This window comes from Streptomyces sp. TLI_171, from assembly GCF_003610255.1.
Taxonomy (GTDB): domain Bacteria; phylum Actinomycetota; class Actinomycetes; order Streptomycetales; family Streptomycetaceae; genus Kitasatospora.
Genome location: NZ_RAPS01000002.1, coordinates 173512 through 200464, shown reverse-complemented (window position 1 = coordinate 200464; position 26953 = coordinate 173512). Strand labels below are relative to the sequence as shown.

The window sequence follows — 26953 nt, the reverse complement described above, 5'->3', positions numbered from 1 at the left end:
GAGGGAGGGGCCGGTGCCCGCCCGCGCGGGAGGGCGGGCGGGCACCGGCGGGTGGTCACGGCGTGGTGACCTTGAAGCCCTGCTGGTTGCCGTAGTCGGCGATCCGCTTCTGCCAGGCGGTCAGGCCGGTGTTCAGGTCGCTGCCCATGGCCTGGCCGACGGTGTCCTTGAACACCGAGTTGGCGTACACCTGGTAGGGCAGGTACTGCCAGCCGGTTCCGACGGTGGCGGAGGAGTCGGCGAAGACCCGGTTGGCCTGCTGGCCGCCGAGCGCGTCCAGCGGCTTGTCGAGGAAGGCGGGGTCGGTGAGCAGGCTGGTGGTGGCCGGGAAGAGGCCGTTGTCATTGAGCGAGCGGACGGCCTCCGGGTCGGAGTTCAGCCAGATCGCGAACGCCGCGGCGGCGGCCTGGTGCTTGCTGGTGGTGGGCACGGCGACGGCGGAACCGCCGTTCTCCGCGGAGACCTTGTCGCCGGTCGACCACTGCGGCATCGGCGCGGCTCGCCAGTCCTTGGCGGTGTTCGGGATGGTGGAGGCGATGTTGCCGGGCGCCCATGCGCCGGTCATCCACATCGCGTAGCGGCCGCTGTCCATGCTCTGCCACCACTCGTTGGTCCAGCCGGGCGCGGCGTCGACCAGCTTGCGCTGCAGCAACGAGGACCACAGGTCGGCGACCTTCTTGCTGCCCGGGTCCTGGAGGTCGACGGCGACGCCGGTGGCGTCCTTCTGCTGGAAGGGCCGGCCGCCAGCCTGCCAGATCAGGCTGTCCAGGCCGCCCGCGTCGCCGGGGTCGATGGAGGTGACGAAGCGGTTCGGGTCGGACGCCTTGATCTTCACCGCGACGTCCTCGAACTCGGCCCAGGTGGTGGGGGGCTTCAGGCCGAGCCGGTCGAAGAGCTTCTGGTTGTAGAACATCGCCATCGGGCCGGTGTCCTGCGGGACGGCCCAGACGCCGCCGTTCAGCGCGACCTGCGACCAGGCGGAGGGGGTGAACTTCGACTCCAGGCCGCTGGCGCCGTACTGCTTGAGGTCCACCAACCGCTTGGACAGTGCGAGTTCGGGCAGCGCGAAGTACTCGACCTGGGCGACGTCCGGGCCGCCGCTGCCCGCCTTCACGGCGGTCTGCAGCTTGGTGTACTCGGTGGCGGACTGCCCGGCGTTGACCACCTCGACCTTGATCTTCGGGTACTTCTGTTCGAACAGCGCGACGGTCTTGTCGATGTTCGGCGCCCACGTCCAGAAGGTCAGCGTGGTGGGGGTGTCCAGCGCCGCGGCGGGGTCGGTGACCGCGGGGGAGCCGGACCCGTCGGAGCCGCAGGCGGTCAGGCCGAGCAGCAGGGCCGCGGCCGGGACGAGGGCCGCGAGTCTGCGGCGGCGGGAGGGGGCGGGAGACATGGCGGTTCCTTGCTGTGGAGGGGCGGAGGGTGAGGTGCCGTCATTCCTTGACGGAGCCGGCCGACAGGCCGGACTGCCAGTAGCGCTGCAGGAAGAGGAAGGCGACCACCAGCGGGACGATCGCCAGCAGGCTGCCGGTGACGACCAGCGGGTAGAAGTCGGTGGTGGTGGCGCCGCTGCCCGCGGCGCCGGTGGCCATGGCGTTCCACTGGTTGAGGCCGACGGTCAGCGGGAACCACTTCGGGTCGCTGAGCACGATCAGCGGCAGGAAGTAGTTGTTCCAGGTCGCGACCAGGGCGAACAGCAGGACGGTGACGAAGCCGGGGGCGAGCAGCCGCAGCGAGACGGTGAAGAAGGTGCGCAGTTCGCCGGCGCCGTCGATCCGGGCGGCCTCCAGCATCGAGTCCGGCACCGCCTCGGCGGCGTAGACCCGCATCAGGTAGACGCCGAACGGGCTGACCAGCGAGGGCAGCAGCACCGCCCACGGGGTGTCGACGATCCCGGCCTTGCTGAACAGCAGGTAGGTGGGGACGGCCAGTGCGGTGCCGGGGATGGCGATCGCGCCGAGCACGGTCGCGGCCAGCGCGGTGCGGCCGCGGAAGCGGTACTTGGCCAGGCCGTACCCGGCGGCGGTGGCGATGAACGCCGCTCCGCCGGCGCCGACCACCGCGTACAGCAGGGTGTTGCCGAACCAGCGCAGGTAGATGCCGTCGTCGTAGCTCAGCACGTCGCCGATGTTGCCGAACAGGTGGAACCCGTGGCCGAACCACAGGCCGAAACTGTTCATCAGCGAGCCGGTGTCCTTGGTGGCGGCCATGAACAGCCACACCAGCGGGAGCAGCGCGTAGCCCAGCATCAGCGCCATCGCGAGGGTGAGCGCGTTGCTGGCCCGGCCGCGGCGCGGCCGCCGCCTGGTGACGGGGTGGCTCATGCGTCCTGTCCCTTCCGCATCGACCGGAGCTGGACGGCGTAGGCGATCACGGCGGTGACCCCGCCGAGGACCACGGCGACGGCTGCCGAGTAGTTGAACTGCTGGCCGTTGAAGGCGAGGTTGTAGGCGTACATGTTGGGCGTGTAGCTGGTGGAGACCACGTTCGGCGCCAACGACTGCATCACGTTGGGTTCGTTGAACAGCTGGAAGGTGCCGATGACCGAGAACACCGTGGCCAGCACCAGGGCCGGGCGGACGGCGGGCAGCTTGATGCTCCACGCCTTGCGGATCTCGCCCGCCCCGTCCAGGGCCGCGGCCTCGTACAGCTCGGTGGGCACGGTGCGCAGCGCCGCGTACAGGATCAGCATGTTGTAGCCGGTGTACTGCCAGGTCACGACGTTGCCGATGGACGCGAGCATCCAGTCGGGGCCCAGCAGGTCGGGCAGTCGGGTGCCGAAGAAGTCGCCGATCTGCCCGGCCAGCCCGAACCTGTCGCCGTACAGGTAGCCCCACATCAGCGAGGCGACCACGGCGGGTACCGCGTACGGGACGAAGACGCCGATCCGGAACAGCCCGGGGCGGCGCAGCCGGCCGCTGTCGACGGCCAGCGCCGCCAGCAGGGCCAGGCCCAGCATCACCGGAACCTGCACCACCAGGAACAGCAGCACCCGCCACAGGCCCGCCCGGAACAGCTGGTCGCCCAGCGCCCGCCGGTAGTTGTCCAGTCCGACGAAGACCGTGCCGCCGATCAGCCGGTCCTGGAACAGGCTCAGGTACGCGGCGTAGCCGAGCGGTGCGGCGACCCCGACCACGAACACCACCAGGAACGGTGCGAAGAACGCGAAGCCCCAACCGCCGTGCCGGGCAGCGCGGTTGCGGCTGCGACGGGTGGTGGGGGCGGAGCGGGACCGGACGGTGGCGGGGGTGGTGCGCTGCGACGTGCTCACGGGTAGTGCCCTTCGGCGGATGTTTACGCCAACATGGCGTTGGCGACGAGTGTTGACCCGCTGTTGCCGGGGCGTCAAGCCGTTGTTGCCTCGCGATGCCGCTTCGTGACCGCGCGGTGATCCTTCCGGCTCGAAGAACTGGCAGGTCAAGCCGGTTTCAGTGGGAGCGAAGGCAGAGAGGGACGGTTTCGGGAAGGTCGACGTCCAGGTCACGACCCGGTATCGGCGGGTCGTTCGGCTTGACTCGGGCGAGTTCCCGCCCCTCTCATTGTTTCATCGCGTTTAATCGTGTTCGATTGTCTGTTGACTTTCGCGCGCCAGCCTCGCGCCGGTCCGGACTCCCGCGCCAAGGAGCGTTCCTCATGCCTCGAACCGCCCCCTCCTCCCGTGCCGCCTCGACCGTGGCCCTGCTGCTCGCCCTCGGGACGACAGCCACGGCCTGCTCGACCGGGCAGCAGTCCGCGTCCGGCGACGGCGGCGTCGCCAAGGTCGACGGGAAGATCTCGATCACCTACCTGCAGAAGCAGGGCGACCAGGAGTACTTCGTCGGTGAGGCGGCCGGGGCCAAGGCCAAGGCCGCCGAGCTCGGCGTCGACCTCAAGGTCGTCAACCTCGGCAGCGACGCCAACAAGACGGTCAGCGAGGTGCAGTCCGCGCTCGCCCAGAAGTCCAACGGCCTGATCGTCGTCGTCCCGGACCCCGCCGTCGGCCCGCAGGTCGTCCAGGCCGCCCGGGACGCCAAGGTCGCCCTGCTCACCTCCGACGACCAGATCTGCGCCGACGGCCCCGACCCGTCCGTCTGCGCCAAGGAGCAGCTGGTGCCGCGCATCGGCTTCTCCGGACAGCAGATGGGCGGTGAGGTCGGCAAGCGCGCCGCCGAGGAGTTCACCAAGGCGGGTTGGAATCCGGCCGACACCCGGGTGCTCGCGGTGTGGAAGCAGGACGTCACGGTCTGCGGCGACCGGGTCAAGGCCGCCCAGCAGGCCTTCGACTCGGTCGCCCCCGGCGTCAAGGCCGTCGACGTCGCCACCGACAACACCCCCACCGGCGCCCAGGACAAGGTCGCCGCCACCGTCACCGCCAACCCCGGCGTCAAGCACTGGGTGGTGTGGGGCTGCAACGACGAGAACGTGCAGGGTGCTGTCACCGCGCTCGCCAACGCCGGCTTCAAGGCCGAGGACGTGATCGGAGTCGGTCTCGGCGCCTACCTGGCCTGCAAGGACTGGAAGAGCGGACAGCCCACCGGCATGAGGGCCGCCCTGTTCATCAACGGCAAGGACGTCGGCGCGCTCGCCGTCCAGACCGTGTACGACAAGCTCAAGAACGGCAAGGACTTCCCTGCCGAGGCGTTCGCGCCGACCCGGATGGTGGACGCCGCGAGCTGGCAGGACGCCGGCGTCACCTGCGGCTGACCGAACCCGCCGGCCCCGCCCGCCCTGACCGGGGCCGGCGCCCCGCACGCCCCCGCCCGGACCCATCCCCTCCGAGCCGGGGTCGTCCCCTCCTCCTCCCGCGCCGACCGCCCGCACGCCCAGAGGTGACCCGCCATGACCACCACCCCGCCCCCGGCCGACCACTCTCCGCCCCCGCCACCGCTGCCGCCCGGTACGGCAGGCGTCGTCGCCGTCGGCAAGCGCTTCGGCGCCGTCCGGGCGCTCAGCGGCGTCACCCTCGACTTCCCCGCCGGGCAGGTCACCGCGCTGATGGGCGAGAACGGAGCCGGGAAGTCCACCCTGCTGAAGATCCTCACCGGCGACCACCGGCCCACCGAGGGCCACCTGCACCTGGACGGCCGCCGCCTCGACCTTCGCTCCCCGGCCGACGCCCGGGCCGCCGGGATCCGGATCATCCCGCAGGAACCGGAGATCATCCCGCACGTCACCGTCGCCGAGAACGTCCACGCCGGATCGCTGCCCCGCAGGGCCGGCCGTCTGCTCGACCGCGCCGAACTGCGCCGCCGCACCCTGGCAGACCTGGAGCGCCTCGGCTTCGCCGGGGTCCTCGACCCCGACCTGCTGGGCTCACAACTCACCCCCGCCCAGCGGCAACTGGTGGAGATCCTGCGGGCGCTGACCGGCGAGGCGAAGGTCATCGCGTTCGACGAGCCGACCTCCTCGCTCTCCGAGCAGGAGGCGCAGGCGCTGTTCGCCCTGATCGGCCGCCTGCGCGCGCAGGGCGTCGCCGTCGTCTACGTCTCGCACCGGATGCAGGAGATCTTCCGGCTCGCCGACCGGATCGCGGTGCTGCGCGACGGCGAGCTCGCGGGCGTCCAGGCCGCCGCCGCCACCGACGAGGGCGAGCTGGTGCGGCTGATGGTCGGCCGGGACCTGTCCGCGATGTTCACCCGAACCACGCGTCTCGCCACCGACCGGGTGGTGCTGGAGGTCAAGGGCCTCACCACCGACCACGTGCGCGACATCGACCTGACGGTGCGCGCCGGGGAGGTGGTCGGCCTGGCCGGACTGATCGGCGCGGGACGCTCCGAGCTGGCCCTGGCGCTGGCCGGCGACCTGCCGATCCGCTCCGGCGCCGCCACTCTTTACGGCCGCCCGCTCGGCGGCAACCCCGGCCGGGCGATCCGCGCCGGGCTCGGCCTGGCGCCCGAGGAACGCAAGGCCCAGGCGTTGTTCCTGCACCGCTCGATCCGCGAAAACACCTCCGTCGCCGTGCTGGAGCGCCTGCGCCGCTTCCGCTTCGTCAAGCAGGGCGCCGAGAAGCGGCTGGCCCGCGAGTACACGGAGCGGCTGCGGGTGCGCACCCCCTCGATCGAGCACGAGGTGCGCAAGCTCTCCGGCGGCAACCAGCAGAAGGTCGTCCTGGCCCGTTGGCTGGCCCGCAAGCCCGAGGTGCTGATCCTGGACGAGCCGACCCGAGGCATCGACGTGGGTGCCAAGGCCGAGATCTACCGGATCGTCGCCGACCTCGCCGAGCAGGGAGTCGCCCTGCTGGTGATCTCCTCCGAGCTGCCCGAACTGCTCGGTCTCGCCGACCGGATCGTCGTCATGCAGGGCGGCCGGATCACCGGCGAACTCGACCGCGCCGAGGCCACCGAAGAAGCCGTCCTGCACCTCGCCATCGCCGACGACCTCACGCCCCGCCGCCCATCCCCCGGAGCCACCTCATGACCGCCCTGACCAACCCGCCGACCCGACCCGAGTTCACCCGGGGCCCGGCCCGCCCCCTGCTCGCCCGCCTCGGCGCCCAGCATCTCAGCCTGATCGGCGCCCTGATCGCGGTGCTCGCCGTGTTCGGGACGCTCAACGACAACTACCTCAGCCTGGACAACCTCCAGGTGATCGCGGAGGCCGCCACCATCACCGGCCTGCTGGCCGTCGTCCAGACCGTCGTCATCATCTGCGGCGGCCTGGACATCTCGGTCGGCTCGCAGGCCGGCGTCGCCTCCGTGGTCTCCGCGATGGCCTTCACCTCCGCGGGCTCCCACGCCTCCGCGGGCATCGCCGCCGCGATCGGCGCCGGCCTGCTGATCGGCCTGCTCAACGGCGTGATCATCGTGCACGGCCGGGTCAACCCCACCATCGCCACCCTGGCCGGCCTGGCCGCCTACAAGGGCCTGGCCCAGCTGATCTCCGACGGCCGCGCCCAGGGCTACGTGCTGGGCGACCCGGTGTTCGTCTTCCTCGGCCGCGGCAAGATCGCCGGACTGCCCGTCATGGTCTGGCTGCTGGTCCTGGTCGCGCTCGCCGTGCACGTCCTGCTGGCCCGCACCGACCTCGGCCGCAACGTCTACGCGATCGGCGGGAACGACACCGCCGCCCGCCTCGCCGGCATCGACATCAACAAGTACCTGATCGCCGTCTACGGCCTGATCGGCACCGTCGCCGCCCTCGCCGGCGTCCTGCTCACCGCCCGTACCGGCTCCGGCCAGCCCACCTCCGGCAGCGAGGGCCTCGAACTCAAGGCCATCACCGCCGCCGCCCTCGGCGGCTGCGCCCTCAAGGGCGGCAAGGGCGGCGTCGGCGGCACCCTGCTCGCCGTCGCCCTGCTCGGCGCCCTGGAGAACGGCCTCACCGTCCAGGGCATCAACTCCTTCTGGCAGAACGTCGCCCAGGGTGCCCTCCTCGTCGTCGCCGTGGTCGTCCAGCAGCGCCGCAGCGGCGAACGCGCCGTCGGGCTACCCGCCTGACGCACCGACCGGCTTCCGCCTCCCGCCCCGGGCCCCGATGGGCCGCCCCACGGACGTGGCGGCCCGGCCCCGGGCCGGAGAACGGAACGGCGGGCCGGCCGTCGAGGGTCGGCCGCACCCGCCGGGCCACCGCCCCGACTGCTCAGGCAGCCGGGGCGGTGGCTCTTCCGTCCCTCCGCAGCGCTACCATGTTTACGCAGACATGGAGGAGGAGCGCATGGAGCAGGATCCGGCGTCGGGCGGCACCGCCCGCGGCAGGACGCGACCGCCTTCGCAGGCCGACGTCGCGGCGCTCGCCGGGGTCTCCTCACAGACCGTCTCCCGGGTCGCCAATAACCGCAGCAACGTCGAACCCGAGACCCGCGACCGGGTGCTGTCCGCGATGCGGGTGCTCGGCTACCAGCGCAACAGCGCCGCCCGCGCGCTCACCCTCGGCCGCTTCCACGTCCTCGGCGTGGTCACGTTCGACGTCACCGCCCAGGGCAACGCCCGAACCCTGGCCGCGATCTCGCGCGCCGCCCAGCGCGCCGGGTACTCGCTGAACGTGGTCTGCGTCGAGGACCAGACCGAACGCGCCGTGCAGCAGGCCGTCCGCCAGCTCACCGACCAGGCCGTGGACGGGCTGGTGGTGATCGAGGCGCAGATCCTCGACCGGCCCGGCTTCTCCGTCACGTCCGGCGTCCCGGTGGTGGTCGCCGACGGCGACCCGGAGCGCCGCTTCCCCTCGGTCGACACCGACCAGGCGGCCGGCGCCACCGCCGCCACCCGCCACCTGCTCGACCTCGGCCACCGCACCGTCTGGCACCTCGGGGGCCCGCAGGACTCCTACGCCGCCCGCCGCCGCGCCGCCGCCTGGCACGCCGCGCTGAAGGCCGCCGGCGCGCCCGTGCCCCCGCTGCGCTACGGCGACTGGACGGCCGAGGACGGCTACCGGATCGGCCGCGAGCTGGCCGCCCGCCCCGACGTCACCGCCGTGTTCGCGGCCAACGACCACTTGGCGCTCGGCCTGGTCCGCGCCCTGCACGAGGCCGGGCGCCGCGTCCCCGAGGACGTCAGTGTGGTCGGCTTCGACGACCTGCCCGAGGCGGCTTACTACCTGCCGCCGCTCACCACCGTCCGGCAGGACTTCGAGGAGGTCGGACGCCAGTGCGTGGCCCGGCTGCTCGACCGGATCGACGCCCCCGACGCGGCCGGGGACGCGCCGGTCGTGGTACCGCCCGAACTGGTGTCGCGGGCCAGCACCGCACCCCCGCCGACCCTTCCCGCCTGAACGGCGACGGCGGGCACCACCCGAGGGTGGTGCCCGCCGCGCCCTCTCCGGACGGCGTGCTCAGCCGACCAGCAGTTGCTGCCCGAGTGCGGCGGTGCAGGGGCGTTGCACCAGCGCAGCCCCGTCGGCCGTCGAGGAACCGTCCACGTCCAGGCACTCGCCGCTGTGCCGGGCCAGCAACGTCACATAACCGGAGCCGGTGTCGCGCACCGACCACTGCTGGTTCGCCCCGCCGTTGCACGGGTACTGCACCAGCGGCGCGCCGTCCGCGGTCGAGGCGCCCGACACGTCCAGGCACTGGCCGGTGGCGCGCACCACCACGTTGACCTGCCCGGGGCCGCCGCCCGGCCGCAGCGTCCACTGCTGGTCGGCGGCGCTGGCACAGGTGTGCTGCACCACGGCCGCGCCGGCGGTCGTGGAGCCGCCCGCGACCTCCGCGCAGCGCCCGCTGAGCCGGACCTTCAGCGACTTGTACGCGTCGGCCGCCGCGCTGCTGATCGCCCAGGACTGGTTGGTGCCGCCGGTGGGCTGCCAGGCCCCCACCGGCGCACCGTCCGCGGTGGACTGGCCGGTCACGTCCAGCAGCAGGCCGCTCGCCCGGTTGACGAGGGTGTCGCGGCCGTCGCCGGTGGTGGAGAGCACCCATTGCTGCTGGGTGGAGCCGCCCGCCGTGGCGAAGCCCAGCGTGCTCCCTGCCACGCTCAGTGCCTTGCCGCTCTTGGCGTTGGTGATCCGGTACGCGGCGGTGGAGTCGTACGTCCCGGCGAGCCGGGCGAAGTTCCACTGCTGGGCGGTGTCGGCGGCGTTGACGACACGCTGCACCACGGCGGCGCCGGAGGCGGCCAGCGCCAGGCCGCTGCGGTCGTTGACCAGCCGGCGGACCTGGCCGGTGGGGACGGTGGCGGCGGCGGTGGCCGTGCCGCTGACCCCGGGCAGCACGAAGGTGGTCACCGAGCCGGGCCCGACGGTCGCGGTCAGGGTCTTGGCGGCGGTCGCGGTCAGGTCGACTCCGCGGACCAAGTCCTTGCCGCCGTCGGTGGTCCACTGCTGCACCGGAGCCGAGGCGTCTACGCTCTGGAAGCCCGCCAGGTCGAAGGTGACGGTCCGAGCGGTGGCGCTGGAGTTGGTGTACACCGCGACGGCGCCGGCGCCGTTCGGCCGCAGCGCGGCCAGCGTGTCGGTGGAGTCGGAGGCGATCACCCGGGCGCCGGGCCGGACGAAGCGGCTGTAGTTCGCCATCGCCCAGTACTTCTTGTTGCGCCGCAGCGGCTCGTTCGCGGGGTCGGTGGAGTTCAGGTCGACCTGGACCAGGCCCCAGTTGGAGTCCTCGCGGCCGGGCGTCATGTTGGTGTAGTCCTCGACTGCCTGCCACATCACCCAGGCGCCCGGCTCCAGCTCCCGGACGTCGTCAGTGATCCGGTGCGCGAAGTCGAGTGCGGGCGCCATGTCGGTGAAGCTCTGCGGCGCCGACCCCCCGAGGTCGACCTCGGACATCCAGGCGGGCAGCCCGCCGCCCTTGGCCAGGTCGCGCACCACGCCGCGGCCGCCGGTGGAGTAGGTGTGGGTGTTGAGCTTGCCGACCGCGGCGCGGGCGGCGGCCGGGTAGGCGCTCCAGTCGGTGCGGAACAGGGCCGGGTCGGTCTCGTCCATCGCCGCGACGGGCGTGGCCAGGTGGGCCGCGTCCAACGCGGCGCGCACGCTGGTGGCCAGGTGGGTCTGCGAGGCGGTGTCCCAGTGCGAGCCCTCCTGCGGCCCGCCGGCGTGCCAGTACGAGGTGCCGGGCTCGTTCATCGGTGACAGCGAGCCGAAGGTGACGCCGGTGGCGGCCTGCGCCCGCTGCAGCGACCCGGCGAGGTAGGCGGCAAAGCGGTCGTACTGGTCGGCGCGCAGGTTGTCCTGCGAGCCGTTGACGGCGCCGGACACCAGGCCGCTGTCGGTCATGAAGTACGGCGCGGAGTTGGAGAACGCCTCGAACGTGTCCGCGCCGCGGCTCTTCGCGGCGGTCAGCCACCAGCGTTGGGCGGCGTCGGCCTGCGGGTTCCAGTGGTCCGGGTTGCCGGGGTCCCACCAGTTCGGCTGCTCGGTCCACCCGGCGGCGCCGCCGGGTGGACCGTAGGCGGCGGGCCGGTTCCAGTAACCGGGAACGGCCGCGCCCGGGCGCATGTACGGCGCGGTTTCGGGGCTGTCGCCGCCGCCGATGTTGTAGCGGGCGACGGTGAAGCCCAGTCCGTCCGCCCCGTACAGGGCGTCGGCGAGTTCGGTGCGCTTGGCGTCCGGCCAGTTCCCGGTGGCGTTGGCGAACCAGGCCAGCGCGGTGCCCCAGCCCTGGAACGGCTGCTGCTGGTAGCTGGGGTCGAGGCGGACGGTGACGCGGACGGCGGCGTCCCCGGCCGCGGCGGGCGCGGCGGTGAGGGTGCCGGCGGCGAGCGCGGCCAGGGCGGTCAGGGCGACGACGCGGGCGCTGCGGGCGGTGCGGTGCTGCGGGGACACGGGTCTCCTCCAGGAGCGGGCATGCGGAACGGCACGTCCCTCGCCCGGTCAGGACCGGGGACGTGCCGTCGGTGGGGGCGCGGTGCGCGGGGGCGCGGGGGAGGTCAGAGCCAGGCCGGGCCGCGCCGCCACAGCTGGTTGGAGCCGGAGTTGCAGGTCCACTGCTCCAGCGCGGTGCCGTCGGCGGTGGACTGGTTGGTCACGTCCAGGCACTTGCCGGAGCGCCGGTCGACCAGGCGGACGTTGCCGCTGCTGTCGGCTTGCTGGACCTGCCACTGCTGGGAGCCGGCGGTGGAGCAGGCGTTCTGCACCACGGCCGCGCCGTTGGCGGTGGAGTTGCCCGCGATGTCCAGGCATTTGCCGCTGTGCCGGGCCATGATCTGCACGTAGCCGCCGCTGAGCGGCTTGAACCAGAAGTTCTGGTTCGCGCCCCAGCCGCAGGCCCACTGGAGCGTCCGCGCGCCCGCGGCGAACGAGTAGCCGCCGACGTCGACGCACTTGCCGCTCTGCTGGCCGGTCAGGTTCTCCCAGGTCGCGTCCATCGGGGTGACGGTGCCCGCCGCGGCGTCGACGGTGATCTGCGGGGAGTCGCCCATCGTCATGGTGGTGTCGGTGGGGAAGGTCAGCGGCAGCCACACGTACTGCGAGTCGTTGACGGTGCCGCCCAGCCAGTTGCCCCAGCGGTCGCCCAAGTACAGGTAGCTCGTGCCGGAGGCGCCCTGGACCGGCAGCACGTACGCGGTCTGGCTGCCGTAGGTCATGCCGTCGCCGATGTTCTGCAGGCTGCTCCAGCTGCCGGTGATGCTGGTGGCGGTGCCGTACTTCTGCTGGTTCGGGGTCCACCCGGTGGCGCCGGAGGTGAGCAGGAAGTACACGTTGTTCCGCTTGAACAGCGCGGGCGCCTCCCGGGAGGAGCCGTTCCACAGGCTCTGCACCTGGGCGTCGATGCCGGTGTAGTCGGCGGTCAGCCGGTAGACGTGCAGGTCCCGGTTCTCGTTCGCGGCGGAGACCATGTACGCGGTGCCGTCGTCGTCGACGAAGGTGGTGATGTCCCGGGACATCTCGCCCAGCGGCCGGAAGCTCCCGCGCCAGCTGTAGTTCCCGTCCACGGTGGAGGAGACCGCGACGGCGGCCCGGGCCTCGCTGTAGTCGGTGGCGCTGCCCTCCTTGTGCATCCACATCACGAACTGGCCGGTGGCCCTGTTGTAGATCACCTTGGGGCGCTCGATGTTGGCCGTGGCCAGCTCCGGGTCGGTGGCCTGGGTCAGCACGTGGTTGCGGAACTCCCAGGTCTTCAGATCGGTGGAGCGGTACACCGAGACGTACCGGAAGCTGTTGTCGGCGTTGCGGTCCTCGCCGAACCAGTAGTAGTACGCGCCGACCTTGATCACGCCGCCGCCGTGCGCCTGCACGGCCGCACCGGTGGTGTCGGTGAACTGGGTGCCGTTGACCACCGGCACGGGGGCGGCCTGGGCGGGGACGGTGCCGGCGGCCAGCGGCGCGCCGAGCGCCAGTAGGACGCACAGCAGCACGGATCTCGTGCGCGACATGGGGGTTACCTCGCGGCTTCGGGTGGGGGTGGGGTGGGGGGCCAACGATGTTGGCGCAAACAAGCGGCTGGAGGAGAGTCTCGGAGTGGTGTTCGTTTGTGTCAAGGGTTCTGGCGGGCTCAATCGGGGGCTGATCGGCAGGCTGGGGATAAGACCAGCTCAAAGTGGGTTCGGACGAGTGCGCCAGGATCGAGCGAACATCTTTCCGGCCTCCTTTGGACGTTTGATCATGTTGGATTGGTGCGAGGCGTGGTCACAGTCGACGAAGAACGGCTCAGGACCGCACTATCCTGTTGACCCGTGAACCACTGCCGAGCGGTGTAAGGAGAACCCGTGGCGGACCAAGCGCTGCTCGCCCCCCAGCGCCGGGCACTGATCCTCGACCTGGTACGCCGGACCGGAGCTGTCCGGGTGGCCGACCTGGTCGAGCAGTTCGGCGTCTCCGACATGACGATCCGTCGGGACCTGGACGAACTGGCCAGGGCCGGCGAGGTGGAGAAGATCTACGGGGGAGCGGTGACCAGCGGCGCCCGGGCCGAGGAGCCGGGCTTCGAGGCCAAGGCGCAACGCGAGGCCGCGGCCAAGGCCGCCCTGGCCGACGCCGCGGCGGCCCTGGTGGAACCCGGCAGCGTGGTGGCGGTCTCGGCCGGTACCACCGCCCACGCGGTGGTGAGCCGACTGCTGGACATTCGCGGCCTGACCGTGGTCACCAACTCGCTGCCGGTGGCCGACCTGCTGCGCGAACACACCGCGAAGCGTCCCGGCACCGGACCGACCCTGTTGCTGACGGGTGGCACCCCCACGCCCTCCGCCGCCCTGGTCGGCCCGCTGGCCGACCAGGCAATCCGCTCGCTGCACGTCGACGTCCTGTTGATCGGCGCGCACGGCGTCTCCGAGCGGACCGGGCTCACCACGCCCAACCTCGCCGAGGCACAGACCAACCGGGCGCTGATCGCCTCGGCTCGCCGGGTGGTGGCGGTGGCCGACCACAGCAAGTGGGGCGTGGTCGGCCTGAGCGCCTTCGCGGCCCTGAACGAACTCGACTGCTTCGTCACCGACTCCGGCCTCGACCCGACCGCCCGGGCAGTGCTCGGCGAACAGGTGGGCCGGCTGGTCGTGGCCGATCCGGTCTGATGCGAAGCCGGTCGGAGCGCGGGGCGTTTCGGAGCAGCGCGACATTCCGGCCGGCGGGTCTGTCCAGCGAACGGCCCTGCCCTCACCGCCGAAACCGCGGAGGGCACCACCCGCATCCCTCAGGGACCACGAGCCGCAGACGCAGGGTGGACAGCCTCAACGACAGGGTCGGCCAGCGGCGCGCCCGGATCGCGGCCGGCAACGAGGAACTGCCGCCCCGCTGTTCGTCGGGTCGGTCGCCGGCCTGATCGGCTTCAGCCTGCTGCTGGTGGTGGTGCTCGGCCGTCCCTTCGCAGGCGACCTCCGCGTCAGCCCGACGCCGTTCGAACAGGGTGACGGCGCCCTCGGCGACCCTCGGGAAGACGAAGCGGCCGGTGGCGCCGGTCCGGCCGTCCAGCCGGGGACTCCCCGCGCGTACGCGGCGAGGGTGCTGCGTTCCACCGGGGTGCGGCCCGCCTCGTCGGCGGCCGACGCGGCGCGGCTGCCGTGGTCGAGGCGGAGCGGAGCGCCCGGACCGCACCGCGCATCGCACCGGCGGCCGTGGCGCTCCGACGCGGCCTCGGTGCCCGGCGGCGCGCGGGGCGCCCGGTTCGGCCGGTTTGCGGTGCGGACGACCGGACACACCACAGGGCATGACCACACCCACTTCACGCGTCGTGGTGATCACCGGCGCCAGTGCAGGAATTGGGCGGGCATGCGTCGCGGCGTTCGCCGGGCGCGGCGACCGCCTCGCCCTCATCGCCCGCGGCAGCGCCGGGCTGGAAGCAGCCGCCGCCGAGGCCCGGGAGGCGGGCACCACCGCCGTGGTGATCGAGGCCGACGTCAGCGACCCCCGCGCCGTCGAATCGGCCGCCGAACGCGTCGAGCGGGAACTCGGACCGATCGACGTGTGGGTGAACGACGCGTTCACCTCCGTCTTCGCGCCCTTCAGCGAGATCTCGGCGGAGGAGTTCCGCCGGGTCACCGAGGTGACCTACCTCGGTTACGTGTACGCCACCCAGGCCGCCCTGCGCCGCATGCTGCCGCGCGACCGGGGGACGCTGGTGCACGTCGGCTCCGCCCTGGCCTACCGGGGCATCCCGCTCCAGAGCGCCTACAGCGGGGTCAAGCACGCGCTGCAGGGCTGGCACGAGGCGCTGCGCTGCGAACTGCTGGCCGCCGGTTCCGGGGTGCGCACCACGATGGTGCAGATGCCGGCCGTGAACACCCCGCAGTTCGACTGGGTGCTCTCCCGGCTGCCGAACCGCGCGCAGCCCGTCCCGCCGATCTACCAGCCCGAGGTGGCGGCCCGCGCCGTCCTCCACGCGGCGGACCACCCGCAGCGGCGCGAGTACTGGGTGGGCGGCAGCACAGTCGCCACCCTGGTCGCCAACGCGGTCGTGCCGGGGCTACTGGACCGCTACCTGGCCCGGACCGGGCTCGACTCGCAGCAGACCGACCAGCCGCGCGGGGCCGGCGACCCCGCCAACCTGTGGCAGCCCGCCGACGGCCGGGAGGACCACGGCGCGCGCGGCCGCTTCACGGACAGCTCCAGCGACCGCAGCCCGCAGCTGTGGGCGACCACCCACCGGGCCGCCGTCGCCGGTGCCGTCGCCGCCACCGCCGCCGCCGTGGCCCTCGGCGCGTACGTCGGGCGCAGGCGGTGAGGGCCGCGCCCCGGCACCGGGCGGACCGGCCGACGGGCGGCGGGGCGGGATGGGCGGCATGACCGTCTTCCCGCACCCCGCCGAGCGCACCGGCGACGGGCGGGGCCGGTTCGAGCGGCTCGCCGAGACCGCGTCCAACCTGAGCGGTTCGCCGGCGTTCTCGGTGTTCTGCCTGGCGCTGGTGGCGGGCTTCGCCGCGGTGCACGCGCTGGGCCTGCCGACCGAGTGGCAGCTCCTCGCGGGTGACGTGATGACCGCCGTCACGCTGGTGCTGCTGGCCCTGTTGAAGAACGCGGAGCGCCGCGCGGAGCACGCGCTGCAGCGCAAGCTGGACGCGATCGCCGCCGCCCTGCTGGAGCAGCACGCGGGCGACGGGGACGAGGCGCACCGGGAGCTGCGCAAGGCGATACGCCTGGACGAGCGGCTCTGAGGGGCCCGAACCGCGCCGGGCCGTTCGGTGACGGCCCGGCGCCCGTCGGTCAGGGTTCGCCGACCCGCAGCCAGCGGTAGCCGTACGGCGGCAGCTCGATGCGCGGCGCGCCGTCCCGTTCGACGGCGGCCCCGGTGAGGACGTCGGTCAGCGGCCCGTCCGGCATCCCGGCGGGGGTGGCGCGGGCCGGCCGGTCGGCGAAGTTGTGCAGCGCCAGGACGGCCCCGTCCCGGGTGGAGCTGAGGTGGGCGAGGACGGCGGGGTCGCCCGCGTCGAGGATCTCGCAGCGGCCCCAGGCCAGTTCGGGGGCCTCGCGGTAGCCCTGGACGAAGGAGCGCATCCGGGTCAGCAGCGAGTGCGGATCGTGGGCCTGGTCGCGGACGTTGACGTGCTCGGGGCCGTAGCGGCCGCGGGTCAGCGGCCGGGGGTAGCGGTCCGGGTCGGCGTCGGAGAAGCCCGCCGTCGGCTCCGGGGTCCACTGCATGGGGGTCCGCACGGCGAGCCGCCCGTCGGCGGCGAGGTTCTCGCCCATGCCGATCTCCTCGCCGTAGAAGAGCACCGGCGTGCCCGGCAGGGTGAACAGCAGGCTGTAGGCGAGTTCGATCCGGCGCCGGTCGCCGCCGACCATCGGGGGCAGCCGGCGGCGCAGGCCCCGGCCGTACAGCTGCATGTCCGCCTCGGGGCCGAACGCCGCGAAGACCTCGCCGCGTTCGGACTCCGAGAGCTTGTCGAGGGTGAGTTCGTCGTGGTTGCGCACGAAGGTGGCCCAGTGCGCGTCGCGGGGCGGCTGCGGGCGCTCGCGCAGCGCCTCGGCCAGCGGGGCGGCCCGTCCCCTGGCCATCGACAGGTACATCCGCTGCATGCCGATGAAGTCGAAGCACATCGTCAGCTCGTCGCCGCCCGAGGCGGGGTCGCCGAAGAACCTGAGCGTCTCGTCGTAGGGCAGGTTGACCTCGCCCAGCAGCATCGCCTCGCCGTTGCGGCGGCCCAGGAAGGCCCGCAGGTCGGCCAGGTACGCGTGCGGGTCGGGCAGGTCGCCGGCGTCCACCTGCCCCGCGGTCTCCAGCAGGAACGGCACCGCGTCGACCCGGAACCCGGACAGGCCGAGCTGCGTCCAGAAGCCCATGATCCGGGCTATCTCGTCGCGCACCTCGGCGTTGGTGATGTTGAGGTCGGGCTGCTCCTTGTAGAAGCGGTGGAAGTAGTACTGGCCGGTGGGCTCGTGGTACTGCCACAGGCTCTGCTCGGCGTCGGGGAAGGTGACCCCCTGCGGGCCGTCCTCGGGCGGGGTGTCGCACCACACGTACCAGTCGCGCAGGCGGGCCTCCCGGCCGGAGCAGGCGTCCCGGAACCACGGGTGGTGGTCGGAGGTGTGGTTGACCACCAGGTCGGCGATGACCCGCAGGCCCCGGTCGCGGGCGGTGCGGACGAACTCGGTGAACTCCCCGAGGGTGCCCAGGCGGGGGTCGACGGCGTAGTAGTCGGTGATGTCGTAGCCGTCGTCGCGCTCCCGGGTCGGGTGGAAGGGCATCAGCCACAGGCAGGTCACGCCGAGCCGCACCAGGTGGTCGAGCCGCTGGGTGAGGCCGGGGAAGTCGCCCACGCCGTCCCCGTTGCCGTCCTGGAAGGTCTCGACGTCCACGCAGTACACCACCGCGTTCTTCCACCACAGGTCGGCGGTCTCGGTCAGTCTCATCGGGCGCTCTCCCCTTCGCTTCCTGCGGGCCGCTCGGTTCCTGTGGTTCCGGTGGGCCCTCCGGTCTCGGTGAGGCGGTGCACGCGCGCCTCCCAGGGCGCCAGGACGACGGGAGCGCCGGGCCGCCGGGAGCCGTCGGCGGGCAGGTTGCCGAGGACGAGTTCGGCTTCCCGCCAGCGCGGCGGCAGGTCGACCGGCACGTGCTCGCCGGTGAAGTTGCCGAGGACGAGCAGGGTGGTGCCCCGGTGGTGGCGGGTGAAGGCGTACACCCGCTCGTCCTCGGGCAGCAGCGGGGTGAAGTCGCCGTGCACGACGGCCGGTTCGCGGTGGCGCAGGGCGATCAGCCGCCGGTAGTGGTGGTAGACCGAGCCGGGGTCGCGCCGGGCGTCGGCGGCGTTGACGGTGGTGTGGTTGGGGTTGACCGCGATCCACGGGGTGCCGGTGGTGAAGCCGGCGCCCGGCGAGGCGTCCCACTGCATCGGGGTCCTGGCGTTGTCCCGGCCCATCGCCCGCAGCCCGCGCAGCACCTCCTCCGGGGCCCGGCCGACCGCGAGGGCCTGCGCGTAGTGGTTGAGCGACTCGATGTCGCGGAAGTCCCCGATCGAGGCGAACGGGGCGTTGGTCATGCCCAGTTCCTCGCCCTGGTAGACGTACGGGGTGCCCCGGTGCAGGTGCAGGACGGTGGCGAGCATGGTGGCCGAGCGCACCCGGTGGCGGGGGCCGTCGTCGCCGAACCGGGAGACGATCCGGGGCTGGTCGTGGTTGTTCCAGTACAGGCTGTTCCAGCCGGTGTCGGCCAGGCCCCGCTGCCAGCGGGCCAGCGACGCCTTCAGGTCGGTGAGCCGCAGCGGCCTCGGGTCGAACTTCCCGCCGGGGCCGTGGTCCAGGCTGACGTGCTCGAACTGGAAGACCATGTCCACCTCGGCCCGCGCCGGGTCGGTGAACAGCCGCGCCTGCTCGACCGTCACCCCCGGCATCTCGCCCACCGTCAGCAGCCGGCCCGGGTGGCGGGCGAACACCTCGCGGTGCATCTCCTGGAGGTACTCGTGCACCCTCGGCCCGCAGAGGTACGACGGCGAGCCGTCGCCGTACGGGCCGTCGCCGCGCAGCGGGCCGTCCGGCAGGGCCGGGTCCTTGGAGATCAGGTTGACGACGTCCATCCGGAAGCCGTCCACGCCCCGATCCAGCCACCAGCGCATCATCGCGTACACGGCCTGCCGCATCGCCGGCTCCTCCCAGTTGAGGTCCGGCTGCCCCGGGGCGAACAGGTGCAGGTAGTACGCGTCGGACGCCCCGTCGTACGTCCAGGCCGGCCCGGAGAAGAACGAGCCCCAGTTGTTCGGCTCGGCGCCGTGCGGCCCGGCGGCACCCGGGTCGGCGGGCTCGCGCGGGGGCCGCCACCAGTACCAGGAGCGTTTGTGGCTCGCCGGGTCGCGGGACTCCTGGAACCACGGGTGCCGGTCCGAGGTGTGGTTCACCACCAGGTCCATCACCAGCCGCATGCCGCGCGCGTGCACGGCCGCCAGCAGCCGGTCGAACGCCGCCAGGTCACCGAAGATCGGGTCGATGTCCTGGTAGTCGCTGATGTCGTAGCCGTTGTCGGCCTGCGGCGACGTGTACACCGGCGACAGCCACAGCACGTCCACGCCCAGCTCGGCGAGATGGTCGAGCCGCGACGTGATGCCGTCCAGGTCGCCGATCCCGTCGCCGTCCGAGTCGGCGAAGCTGCGGGGGTAGACCTGGTAGACGACCGCCGACCGCCACCACGCTCCGTCCGCCTCCGCCGGGCTCCCGCCGTCCCTCCGGTCCACCGGACCACCCCTTCCGTATTCGCTCACCGCGCCCGTCCTCCTTCCGTTCCCGCGCCGGCCACGGACCCCGCCTTCCCCCCGCTGCGGGATCCACCGGACCGGTCTGACCCGACCGCGGCCTGGAGGCGCCGGACGAGGAAGCCGCGTCCGCCACGACGGCACGCTCGCCGCACCCGCCCGCGCGGGTTCACGGCAGCGGTCGGCCGGTCGCGGCGCGGGCGTAGGAGCGCAGGGCGGTGATGACCTCGGCGCGGGTGCGGCGGCCGGACAGCACCTCCATCTGGTAGCCGTCCTCCATGGCGACGAAGTTGGCGGCGAGCAGCCGGGGCGGGTCGGTGAGCGCGAAGTGGCCCTGGGCCTGGCCGAGGGTCAGGATCGAGGCGTAGACGGTGATCTGGCGTTCGGTCAGGGCGCTGTCGAGGGCGGCGGCACGGGCGTCGCGCAGGCAGCGCGGCCAGTACTCGAACAGGAGGCGGGCCATGACGTCGTCCGGGCCGGTGGCGACGCCCTCCTCGATGCAGGCGGCCAGTTTGGCGCGGACGTCCTCGTGGCGGTCGGCGGCCTCCTCCCGGTCACGGCTGAAGCGCTCGATGGCCTGCTGGTAGGTGGCGTGGACGAGGGCGTCCAGGTCGCCGTAGTAGAGCACGGCGGCCGGGGTGACGCCGATCTCGTCGGCGATGTCGCGCAGCCGCAGCCCCTCCAGGCCGCGGGCCACCAGGGCCCGCTGCACCGCCTCGTTCAGCGCTGCGCGCCGCGCCTCCTTGCTGCCGCCACCGCGCTTGCCGGTTCCCGCCACGTCGCTTCCCCTCGGTCGGCCTGGTTGCTTGCGCGGAGTTTAACAAATCACCACCTTTCCCTTGACATGCAGCTGCCCTGCTTCTTAAATCCACGTTTAACAAAGCTGCCCGACGACCCCGAACGAGGAGCCCATGGCACTCAGAACCAACACCGGCGCGTCCCCCGCCCCGCCCCCCGCCTCCGGCAAGGGGCTGCGCAGCGGCTCGGTGGGGCTGCTCGGCGCAGTGGCGCTCGGGCTCTCCTCGACCGCCCCGGCCTACTCCATCGCCGTCACCCTGGGCCTGGTCACCCTGACCGTCGGCCACCTCGCACCGGCTTCGCTGCTGATCGGCTTCGTGCCGATCCTGCTGACCGCCCTCGCCTTCCGGGAACTGAACCGGGAGATGCCGGACTGCGGAACCACCTTCGTCTGGACCACCCGCGCCTTCGGCCCGCTCACCGGGTGGCTCGCCGGCGGCTGGGTCGTCCAGACCGCCACCCTCATCGCCATGACCGCGCTCTCCCAGGTCGGCGCCGCCTACGTGCTGTCCGCCCTCGCCCCCGACCGGTACGCGGGGAGCACCGTCGCCGTCACCGCCACCGCGCTGCTCCTGCTGGCCGGTTGCACCGTGATCGCGCGCCGCGGCGTGCAGATCGCCGCGTCCGTCCAGTACCTGCTGCTCGGACTCCAACTGACCGCGCTGCTGGGCTTCGGCGCGGTGGCGCTCGCCCGGCCCGGCGCGAGTGCGCCCTCGCTCGCCTGGCTGAACCCGTTCGCCTACGGCGGCGCGGGCCCGTTCGCCGAGTCGGTGCTGCTGTGCCTCTACATCTACTGGGGCTGGGACGCGCTGATCACCGTCAACGAGGAGAGCCGGGACGCGGACAGGGTGCCCGGCCGGGCCGTCCTGGTCTCGACCTGCGTCCTGCTCGGCACCTACCTGTTCACCGCCTTCGCCGCCGTCTCCTTCGCCGGCACCGGCACCGACGGCCTCGGCCTGGGCAACCCCGACAACGCGACCGACGTCCTGGCCACCCTCGCCCCGCCGGTGGTCGGCGACGCGCTCGCCGTGCTGGTGAAGCTGGCCGTCGCCGTCTCGGCGGTCTCCGCACTGCTCAGCTGCCTGGTCAGCGCCCCGCGCGGGACGCTCTCGATGGCCGCGCACGGAGCACTGCCACCCGCCTTCGCCCGCCTCCACCCCCGCCACCGCACCCCGGCCTTCGGCACCGTCTGCTTCGGCGCCGCGACCGGTCTGCTGCTGGTGGTGCTGCAACTGCTCTCGGCCCGCTTCCTGGGCGACGCCATCCTCTCCATCGGCCTGCTGATCGCCTGCTACTACGGCGTCACCGCCCTGGCCTGCGTCTGGCACTTCCGCAGCCACCTGCGCCGCTCCGCGCGCGACCTGCTGCTCAAGGGCGTGCTGCCGCTGCTGGGCGGGCTGATGATGCTGGCCGCCTTCGTCCGCAGCGCCTTCGACATGTACGCCCCGACGTACGGCGACACCTCCTTCCACGGCGTCGGCGGGGTCTTCCTGCTCGGCATCGGCTCCGTCGCCGTCGGCGCGGCCGTGATGCTCGCACTGCGCCCGCGCCACACCCGCTTCTTCCGCGACGGCCGCCGCGCCGTCACCGAACTGACCGTCGCCGAACCGACCGTCACCGAACCCACCGAGGACTGAGCCCGTGCGCACCCTGGCCATCGCCGCCCTCCAGACCGCCCCCGCCGCCCACGACCTGGAGGCCAGCTGGGACCGCTTCGCCCAACGCGTCCGCACCACGCGCGAACTGTTCCCGCACGTCCAACTGGTCGTCGTCCCCGAGCTGTTCCTCGCCGCCGAAGGCCCACTGCTGGAGCCCGCCCCCGCCGACTGGATGCACCGGGCCGCTGTGCCGGTGCCCGGACCGCTCACCGACCGGATCGGGGCGCTGGCCGCCGAGACCGGCCTCTGGCTGATCCCCGGCTCGCTCTTCGAACGGACACCGGAGGGAACCGTGCACAACACCGCCCTGGTCTTCTCGCCCGACGGCGAGCTGGTCGCCCGCTACCGCAAGGTCTTCCCCTGGCAGCCCTACGAACGGGCCGAGCCCGGCGACCGGTTCACGGTGTTCGAGATCCCCGGCGTCGGCCGGATCGGGCTCGCCATCTGCTACGACGGTTCCTTCCCGGAGACCGTGCGCCAACTGGCCTGGCTGGGCGCCGAAGTGGTGATCCAACCCACCCTCACCACCACCCGCGACCGGGAGATGGAACTGGTCTGCGCCCGCGCCAACGCCTGGACCAACCAGGTCTACGTGGTCAACGTCAACACTCCCGACCCGTACGGCGTCGGCCACAGCACCGTGGTCGACCCCGAGGGCACCGTCCGCCAGCAGGCCGGAGCGGGGGAAGAAGTACTGGTCGACGTGCTCGACCTGGACGCCGTCACCCGCGTCCGCCGCCATGGCTCGGCCGGCATCAACCGCCCCTGGGCGCAACTCGCCCGCTACGGTGCCACCATCGAGGTTCCCATGTACCGGGACGGCGTCATCCAGCCCCCGGCCTGGCAGCAGCAGGACTGACCGCGCACCGCGCACGCCCCTACGGGAGGAACGCCCCCGTCCCGGCCGCACGGAACGACCCCGGGCTCGGCCCCGCCGGGGACCTCGGTGCCCGGTGCCCGGTGCCCGGGTGCGGCCGCGGCCACGGAACGCGCCGCTGCCGCTGTCACCACCGCGAGCAGGCCGCGGCACACCCGCAGCACGTGCTGACCGCCGTCGCCGTCGCCGTCGGTGTCGGGACGAGGTGCGACGCGGTGGCGAGGAGGTCCGGGCGGCCGTTGCCGATGAAGGCCGGGGGAGTCGGTCCCCGCCGCAGGCCGGCCTGTCTGTGGGTGGGGGTCAGTACCACCGACTTCGCGCTGCCCGACCCGAGCTCGCGCCCGCACTCCGTCACCGCCGACGGACGACCCATCCGACGACCCCGTCACGACGTATGAACCGCCCACCCGCTGCGGTGCCTGGGAGCGGTTCGGCGGTGGGCGGCTCCTCGGGCGACGATCGGGACGGGTCACGGTGATCGGAAGGCGGTTCGCGGGACAAGCACACGCGAAACGGCTGGTATTACTAGGGGTATGCAGGAAGAGACCGCACGCTCCGCGATCGACACGTTCATCTCCGCGTTCAACGCCTCGGACGACACCCATGTGACTGCCCTCCTCTCGCAGGCCCTGACCTCGGACGTGGTCTTCTGGGGACCGTTGGGTCGCAGCGAAGGAATCGGGGCGGTCGAGCGGTTCGTGCTGGAGATCCGGCGCCACCCGGCGGGACCCGGCACGATGGTGCGCTGCTCGGCGGTGGACATGCCTGACGAATGGGCCCGGTACCAGTGGGTCTTCACCACGCCTGAGGGAGGCCCCCGACTGGCGGGAACGGACGTCGTCCATCTGCGGCGGAGCCTCATCGACCAATTCATCGTCTTCGCGGGGGAGATCGAGCGGTCCGCCGCCTGAGCATCCGGCTGTCGCTGCCCCCCTCCTGGGCTTCCCCCTGCGTCCGGGAACTGCGGTTCGATGTTGGCCCGGCTGCGGTGTTGACAGGGCGTCCGCTCGACCGGCCCGTGCAGCCGAGCCGACCTCGCTCATGCGGAGGACTGCCGTCCGTGCACCGCCCGGGCCCCCTTCGGTCTCCACCGCCGCGCGGGGATGCGCCTGATCTCGGTGGCCCGCACGACACACTCGGGACGTTCAGGCTCTGCCGGCTGACGCCGATTCGTCGGCAGTTCGTCGGCCCGAGTGGACATCCGCCGGCTGTCTCCCGCGGGGGCCGCCCGGGTCGGACATCGTCCACGGAAGCGTGAGCTCCCTCGTGCGCGCAGAACCCGGACGTCAAGGGCCGCCCCCGGCGCCATCGAAGCTCCCGGCCGGTCCAACACAGCCGAAAGGGTCGCCCCCGCCCGCACCCACCGGCGCCTGACCACCCACGACGCCCGGGGCAGGCTCCCCGCGCTGGTCGTCGTGGTCGGCCGACCTCCGCCATGGACCCGGCGACGTGGCCCGCTTCTCCCCCTTGGAGGCCGGGCGCTGAACGTGCCCGGCCAGCACGCGTTCACCCCTTCCCAGCCCGGGGCGGGGCCGGGGGTGGCTCAGCCGGCGGAGGACTGCCAGGCGCTCTCGGCGGCGTGGGCGGTGGGGTGGACGGGAAAGACCTTGTCGAGGCCGACGATGGCGAACATCCTGCTGACCATGTCGGGGACGGCGACCAGGGCGATGGTGGCGTGGGCGGCCAGGGCGTAATTGCGGGCCGCGATCAGGACGGTGATGCCGCTGGAGTCGCAGAAGGTCAGGGCGGCCAGGTCGACGGTGAGCTGCTGGCCCGGTTCGAGGCCGATGTCGGGCAGCAGGGCTTTGACCTGCGGGGCGGTGTGGAAGTCGAGTTCCCCGGCGAGTTCGAGGACGGGGCCGGCTGCGATGCTGCGGGTGGTGGTGCTGAGCTGGGTCACGGCCGCTCCTCGGCGTCGGTGGGGGGCAGGCTGACGGCGAGGACGGCGGTGTCGTCGTCCACTCCGGTGCCGAGGGTGTCGAGCAGCCGGCGGACCGCGTCGACGGTGTCCGCTGCGGTGGCGGGCGCCAGTGCGCGGGCGAATTCGAGCAGGGCCTCGTCACCGTAGCGGTCGCCGCGGCCGGCGGTGTGGGCCTCGGTGAGTCCGTCGGTGTACAGGAGCAGGGCGTCGCCCGGCCCGAGGCGGAAGGTGGTCGTGGCGATGTACGCATCCGGGAGGACGCCGATGAGCTGGCCGCCGTTGGTGGGCAGGAAGTCGGCGGTGCCGTCGGCGCGCAGCAGGACGGCCGGAGGGTGGCCGCCGCCGGCCAGGGTGATCCGGAAGCCGCCGTGGTCCGGGTCCGGGGTCAGCACGCCGAAGATGACGGTGCAATAGCGTGGATCGGTGCCGGTGTACTCGTGGTTGAGGACGGTGTTCAGGTTGGCCAGCACGGCGGCCGGGTCGGGGTCGTAGACGGCGGCGGCGCGCAGGGTGTAGCGGGCCAGGGAGGTGACGGCCGCGGCGGCTGCGCCCTTGCCGCACACGTCTCCCAGGAACAGGCCCCAGGTGCCGGCGGCCAGCGGGAACAGGTCGTAGAAGTCGCCGCCGACCTCGTCGACGGAGGCGATGTGGTAGTGGGCGGCGACGTCCAGACCCGGCACATTCGCCAGCGCCGGCGGGAGCAGGGTCTCCTGGAGTGTGGTGGTGAGCTGCTCGAGCCGTTCGCGCTCCTGTTCCGACTCCCTGCGGGCGCGCAGCAGTTCCTCCTCGTACGCGCGGCGGTCGCGGGCGTCGAAGACGGTGGTGCGGATCAGCAGCGGTTGCCCGTCGGCGCCGGTCTTGACGGTCGAGGAGACCAGGACGGGGAGCCGGGTGCCGTCGGCCGCCTTCATCTCCAGGGCGATGCCGCTGATCTCGCCCTGCATGTTCAGCAGCGGGGCGAAGTGCGTCTCGTGGTAGAGGCGGCCGCCGACGGTGAGCAGTTCGGAGAACGTGCGGCGGCCCACCAGGTCGCCGCGCTCGAAGCCGAGCCAGTTCAGCAGGGTGGTGTTGATCTTGGCGATCTTCCCGTCCAGGAGGGTGGACAGGTAGCCGCAGGGGGCGTTCTCGTAGAGGTCCTCGGCGCTGTCCTCCAGCAGGGCGGAGAACGCCCGGTCCTCGTGGTCGTGGTCCGGGTCGCCGGGGGCGGTGGCCATCATGCGAGCGACCTCGCGAAGTCCGCGATCACCCGGGCGGTCTCCTCCGGCACGCTGAGCTGGGGGCAGTGCCCGGTCGCGGTCAGGGTCACCAGGGTGCTGCCGGCGATCCGGGAGTGGACGAAGTCGCCCACCTCGCGGGGGGCGATCGCGTCGCTGGAGCACTGCGCGACCAGGGTCGGCACGCGCACCCCGGCCAGGTCGGCCCGGTTGTCGGACAGGAACGTCACGCGGGCGAACACCCGGGCGATCTCCGGATCGGTGGCGCAGAAGCTGTCCGTCAGCTCCTCACCAAGCTCCGGGCGCTCGGGATTTCCCATGATCACCGGTGCCATCGCCCCGGACCAGCCCAGGTAGTTCGCGTCCAGTGCCTGGAGCAGTTCCTCGATGTCCTCGGCACTGAAGCCACCGCGGTAGCCGGTCGCGGGGTCGTCGACGAAGCACGGCGACGGCGCGAGCAGCACCAGGCCTGCGAAGTACTCGGGCTCGCGGTTCGCGGCCAGCACGCCCATCATCGCGCTCACCGAGTGCCCCACGAAGACGACCGGCCCCAGGCCGAGCTCCCGGCAGAGCTCCAGCACGTCCTCCACGTAGCCGTCCAGGCTCGAGTACCGCTCGCGGCTCCACGCCGACAGGTCCGAGCGCCCCGCCCCCACATGGTCGAACACCACCACGGTGAACTCCCGCTCCAGCACCGGCACCACCAGGCGCCACAAGTTCTGGTCGCACCCGAACCCGTGGGCGAGCACGAGCACCGGCCCACCCGTCCGACCAGACACCCGCACCTGGTTCCTGCTGCGCACATCCATGCCGGACATCCTTCCAGAGCCGCCGTGCACAGGGACGCTACGCAGAAGTGATCAGGTGCGCCGCGTCCGATTCGCACCGGGGTACGTTGTCACACTCGATCGGTTCGAGGGGTCTTCCGCCTCATCTCCGCTCTGTGAGCTGAGCAGGTCGGGGCGACACGCCTCCCGCCCGGCCGTTAGGCGGTCCCGCGCCGTGCCGTCCCGGCCGGCCCGTCC

General features: G+C 72.7%; 21 protein-coding genes. 10 read left to right on the top strand and 11 right to left on the bottom strand.

The window, feature by feature from the left end:
- Positions 1-55: 55 nt before the first annotated feature.
- The 3 genes from BX266_RS36835 to BX266_RS36825 are packed head-to-tail and all read right to left on the bottom strand — an operon-like array spanning position 56 to position 3271.
- Positions 56-1393, bottom strand: a complete 1338-nt coding sequence (locus BX266_RS36835) for a sugar ABC transporter substrate-binding protein (protein WP_099906951.1) — start codon at positions 1391-1393, stop codon at positions 56-58.
- 40 nt (positions 1394-1433) lie between these two features.
- The gene (locus BX266_RS36830) at positions 1434-2324 is read right to left on the bottom strand and encodes a carbohydrate ABC transporter permease (RefSeq protein ID WP_099906953.1); all 891 of its coding nucleotides are present in this window, start codon (positions 2322-2324) and stop codon (positions 1434-1436) included.
- The gene (locus BX266_RS36825; RefSeq protein ID WP_180290743.1) at positions 2321-3271 is read right to left on the bottom strand and encodes a carbohydrate ABC transporter permease; all 951 of its coding nucleotides are present in this window, start codon (positions 3269-3271) and stop codon (positions 2321-2323) included. The genes BX266_RS36830 and BX266_RS36825 overlap by 4 nt, the downstream gene beginning before the upstream one ends.
- 362 nt (positions 3272-3633) lie before the next feature.
- On the opposite strand from BX266_RS36825, the gene BX266_RS36820 reads away from it, so the two are divergent.
- The 4 genes from BX266_RS36820 to BX266_RS36805 all read left to right on the top strand — a co-directional run bounded on the left by BX266_RS36820 (position 3634) and on the right by BX266_RS36805 (position 8685).
- Positions 3634-4683, top strand: a complete 1050-nt coding sequence (locus BX266_RS36820) for a substrate-binding domain-containing protein (RefSeq protein WP_099906954.1) — start codon at positions 3634-3636, stop codon at positions 4681-4683.
- Positions 4684-4818: 135 nt separating this feature from the next.
- Positions 4819-6396: a sugar ABC transporter ATP-binding protein gene (locus BX266_RS36815; RefSeq protein ID WP_099906956.1), complete on the top strand. Its 1578-nt coding sequence runs from the start codon at positions 4819-4821 to the stop codon at positions 6394-6396.
- Positions 6393-7415: an ABC transporter permease gene (locus BX266_RS36810; RefSeq protein WP_099906957.1), complete on the top strand. Its 1023-nt coding sequence runs from the start codon at positions 6393-6395 to the stop codon at positions 7413-7415. Before BX266_RS36815 ends, BX266_RS36810 begins: the two co-directional genes overlap by 4 nt.
- A gap of 217 nt (positions 7416-7632) precedes the next feature.
- Positions 7633-8685, top strand: a complete 1053-nt coding sequence (locus tag BX266_RS36805) for a LacI family DNA-binding transcriptional regulator (RefSeq protein ID WP_180290744.1) — start codon at positions 7633-7635, stop codon at positions 8683-8685.
- A gap of 60 nt (positions 8686-8745) precedes the next feature.
- On the opposite strand, the gene BX266_RS36800 is transcribed toward BX266_RS36805, so the two are convergent.
- Entirely contained in the window at positions 8746-11175 is a 2430-nt protein-coding gene (locus tag BX266_RS36800) for an RICIN domain-containing protein (protein ID WP_099906961.1), read from the bottom strand.
- Between the two features lie 104 nt (positions 11176-11279).
- A complete protein-coding gene (locus BX266_RS36795; RefSeq protein ID WP_099906962.1) occupies positions 11280-12725 on the bottom strand; it encodes an RICIN domain-containing protein in 1446 nt (481 codons plus the stop codon).
- 333 nt (positions 12726-13058) lie between these two features.
- Between BX266_RS36795 and BX266_RS36790 the strand changes: the two genes are divergently transcribed.
- The 3 genes from BX266_RS36790 (at position 13059) to BX266_RS36780 (ending at position 15935) form a co-directional block, all read left to right on the top strand.
- On the top strand, positions 13059-13859 hold the full coding sequence (locus BX266_RS36790; RefSeq protein ID WP_099906964.1) for a DeoR/GlpR family DNA-binding transcription regulator: 801 nt from the start codon (positions 13059-13061) through the stop codon (positions 13857-13859).
- A 632-nt stretch (positions 13860-14491) separates the two neighbouring features.
- A complete protein-coding gene (locus BX266_RS36785; protein WP_099906966.1) occupies positions 14492-15505 on the top strand; it encodes an SDR family oxidoreductase in 1014 nt (337 codons plus the stop codon).
- A 58-nt stretch (positions 15506-15563) separates the two neighbouring features.
- The gene (locus tag BX266_RS36780; protein ID WP_099906968.1) at positions 15564-15935 is read left to right on the top strand and encodes a low affinity iron permease family protein; all 372 of its coding nucleotides are present in this window, start codon (positions 15564-15566) and stop codon (positions 15933-15935) included.
- Positions 15936-15984: 49 nt separating this feature from the next.
- On the opposite strand, the gene BX266_RS36775 is transcribed toward BX266_RS36780, so the two are convergent.
- From BX266_RS36775 to BX266_RS36765, 3 genes are all read right to left on the bottom strand, one after another.
- Entirely contained in the window at positions 15985-17631 is a 1647-nt protein-coding gene (locus BX266_RS36775) for an alpha-amylase family protein (protein ID WP_099906970.1), read from the bottom strand.
- Positions 17628-19442 carry an alpha-glucosidase gene (locus BX266_RS36770; protein ID WP_099906972.1) on the bottom strand — a complete coding sequence of 605 codons (1815 nt, stop codon included), beginning with the start codon at positions 19440-19442 and terminating at the stop codon, positions 17628-17630. The genes BX266_RS36775 and BX266_RS36770 overlap by 4 nt, the downstream gene beginning before the upstream one ends.
- Positions 19443-19629: 187 nt before the next feature.
- Positions 19630-20238, bottom strand: a complete 609-nt coding sequence (locus BX266_RS36765) for a TetR/AcrR family transcriptional regulator (protein ID WP_099906974.1) — start codon at positions 20236-20238, stop codon at positions 19630-19632.
- A gap of 133 nt (positions 20239-20371) precedes the next feature.
- On the opposite strand from BX266_RS36765, the gene BX266_RS36760 reads away from it, so the two are divergent.
- The 3 genes from BX266_RS36760 (at position 20372) to BX266_RS36750 (ending at position 23704) form a co-directional block, all read left to right on the top strand.
- Positions 20372-21895 (top strand): APC family permease, encoded by a 1524-nt coding sequence (locus BX266_RS36760; protein ID WP_099906975.1) that lies wholly within the window; start codon positions 20372-20374, stop codon positions 21893-21895.
- A 4-nt stretch (positions 21896-21899) separates the two neighbouring features.
- Complete coding sequence (locus BX266_RS36755) at positions 21900-22775, top strand: carbon-nitrogen hydrolase family protein (protein WP_099906977.1); 876 nt, start codon at positions 21900-21902, stop codon at positions 22773-22775.
- Between the two features lie 551 nt (positions 22776-23326).
- The gene (locus BX266_RS36750; RefSeq protein ID WP_099906979.1) at positions 23327-23704 is read left to right on the top strand and encodes a hypothetical protein; all 378 of its coding nucleotides are present in this window, start codon (positions 23327-23329) and stop codon (positions 23702-23704) included.
- Between the two features lie 632 nt (positions 23705-24336).
- Here BX266_RS36750 and BX266_RS36745 read toward each other — a convergent pair.
- Genes BX266_RS36745 through BX266_RS36735 form a run of 3 tightly spaced genes read right to left on the bottom strand, consistent with a single transcriptional unit; the run spans position 24337 to position 26737 of the window.
- The gene (locus BX266_RS36745; RefSeq protein ID WP_099906981.1) at positions 24337-24693 is read right to left on the bottom strand and encodes an STAS domain-containing protein; all 357 of its coding nucleotides are present in this window, start codon (positions 24691-24693) and stop codon (positions 24337-24339) included.
- On the bottom strand, positions 24690-25931 hold the full coding sequence (locus BX266_RS36740; protein WP_099906983.1) for a SpoIIE family protein phosphatase: 1242 nt from the start codon (positions 25929-25931) through the stop codon (positions 24690-24692). The genes BX266_RS36745 and BX266_RS36740 overlap by 4 nt, the downstream gene beginning before the upstream one ends.
- The gene (locus BX266_RS36735) at positions 25928-26737 is read right to left on the bottom strand and encodes an alpha/beta fold hydrolase (protein WP_099906985.1); all 810 of its coding nucleotides are present in this window, start codon (positions 26735-26737) and stop codon (positions 25928-25930) included. Before BX266_RS36735 ends, BX266_RS36740 begins: the two co-directional genes overlap by 4 nt.
- Positions 26738-26953: the final 216 nt, after the last annotated feature.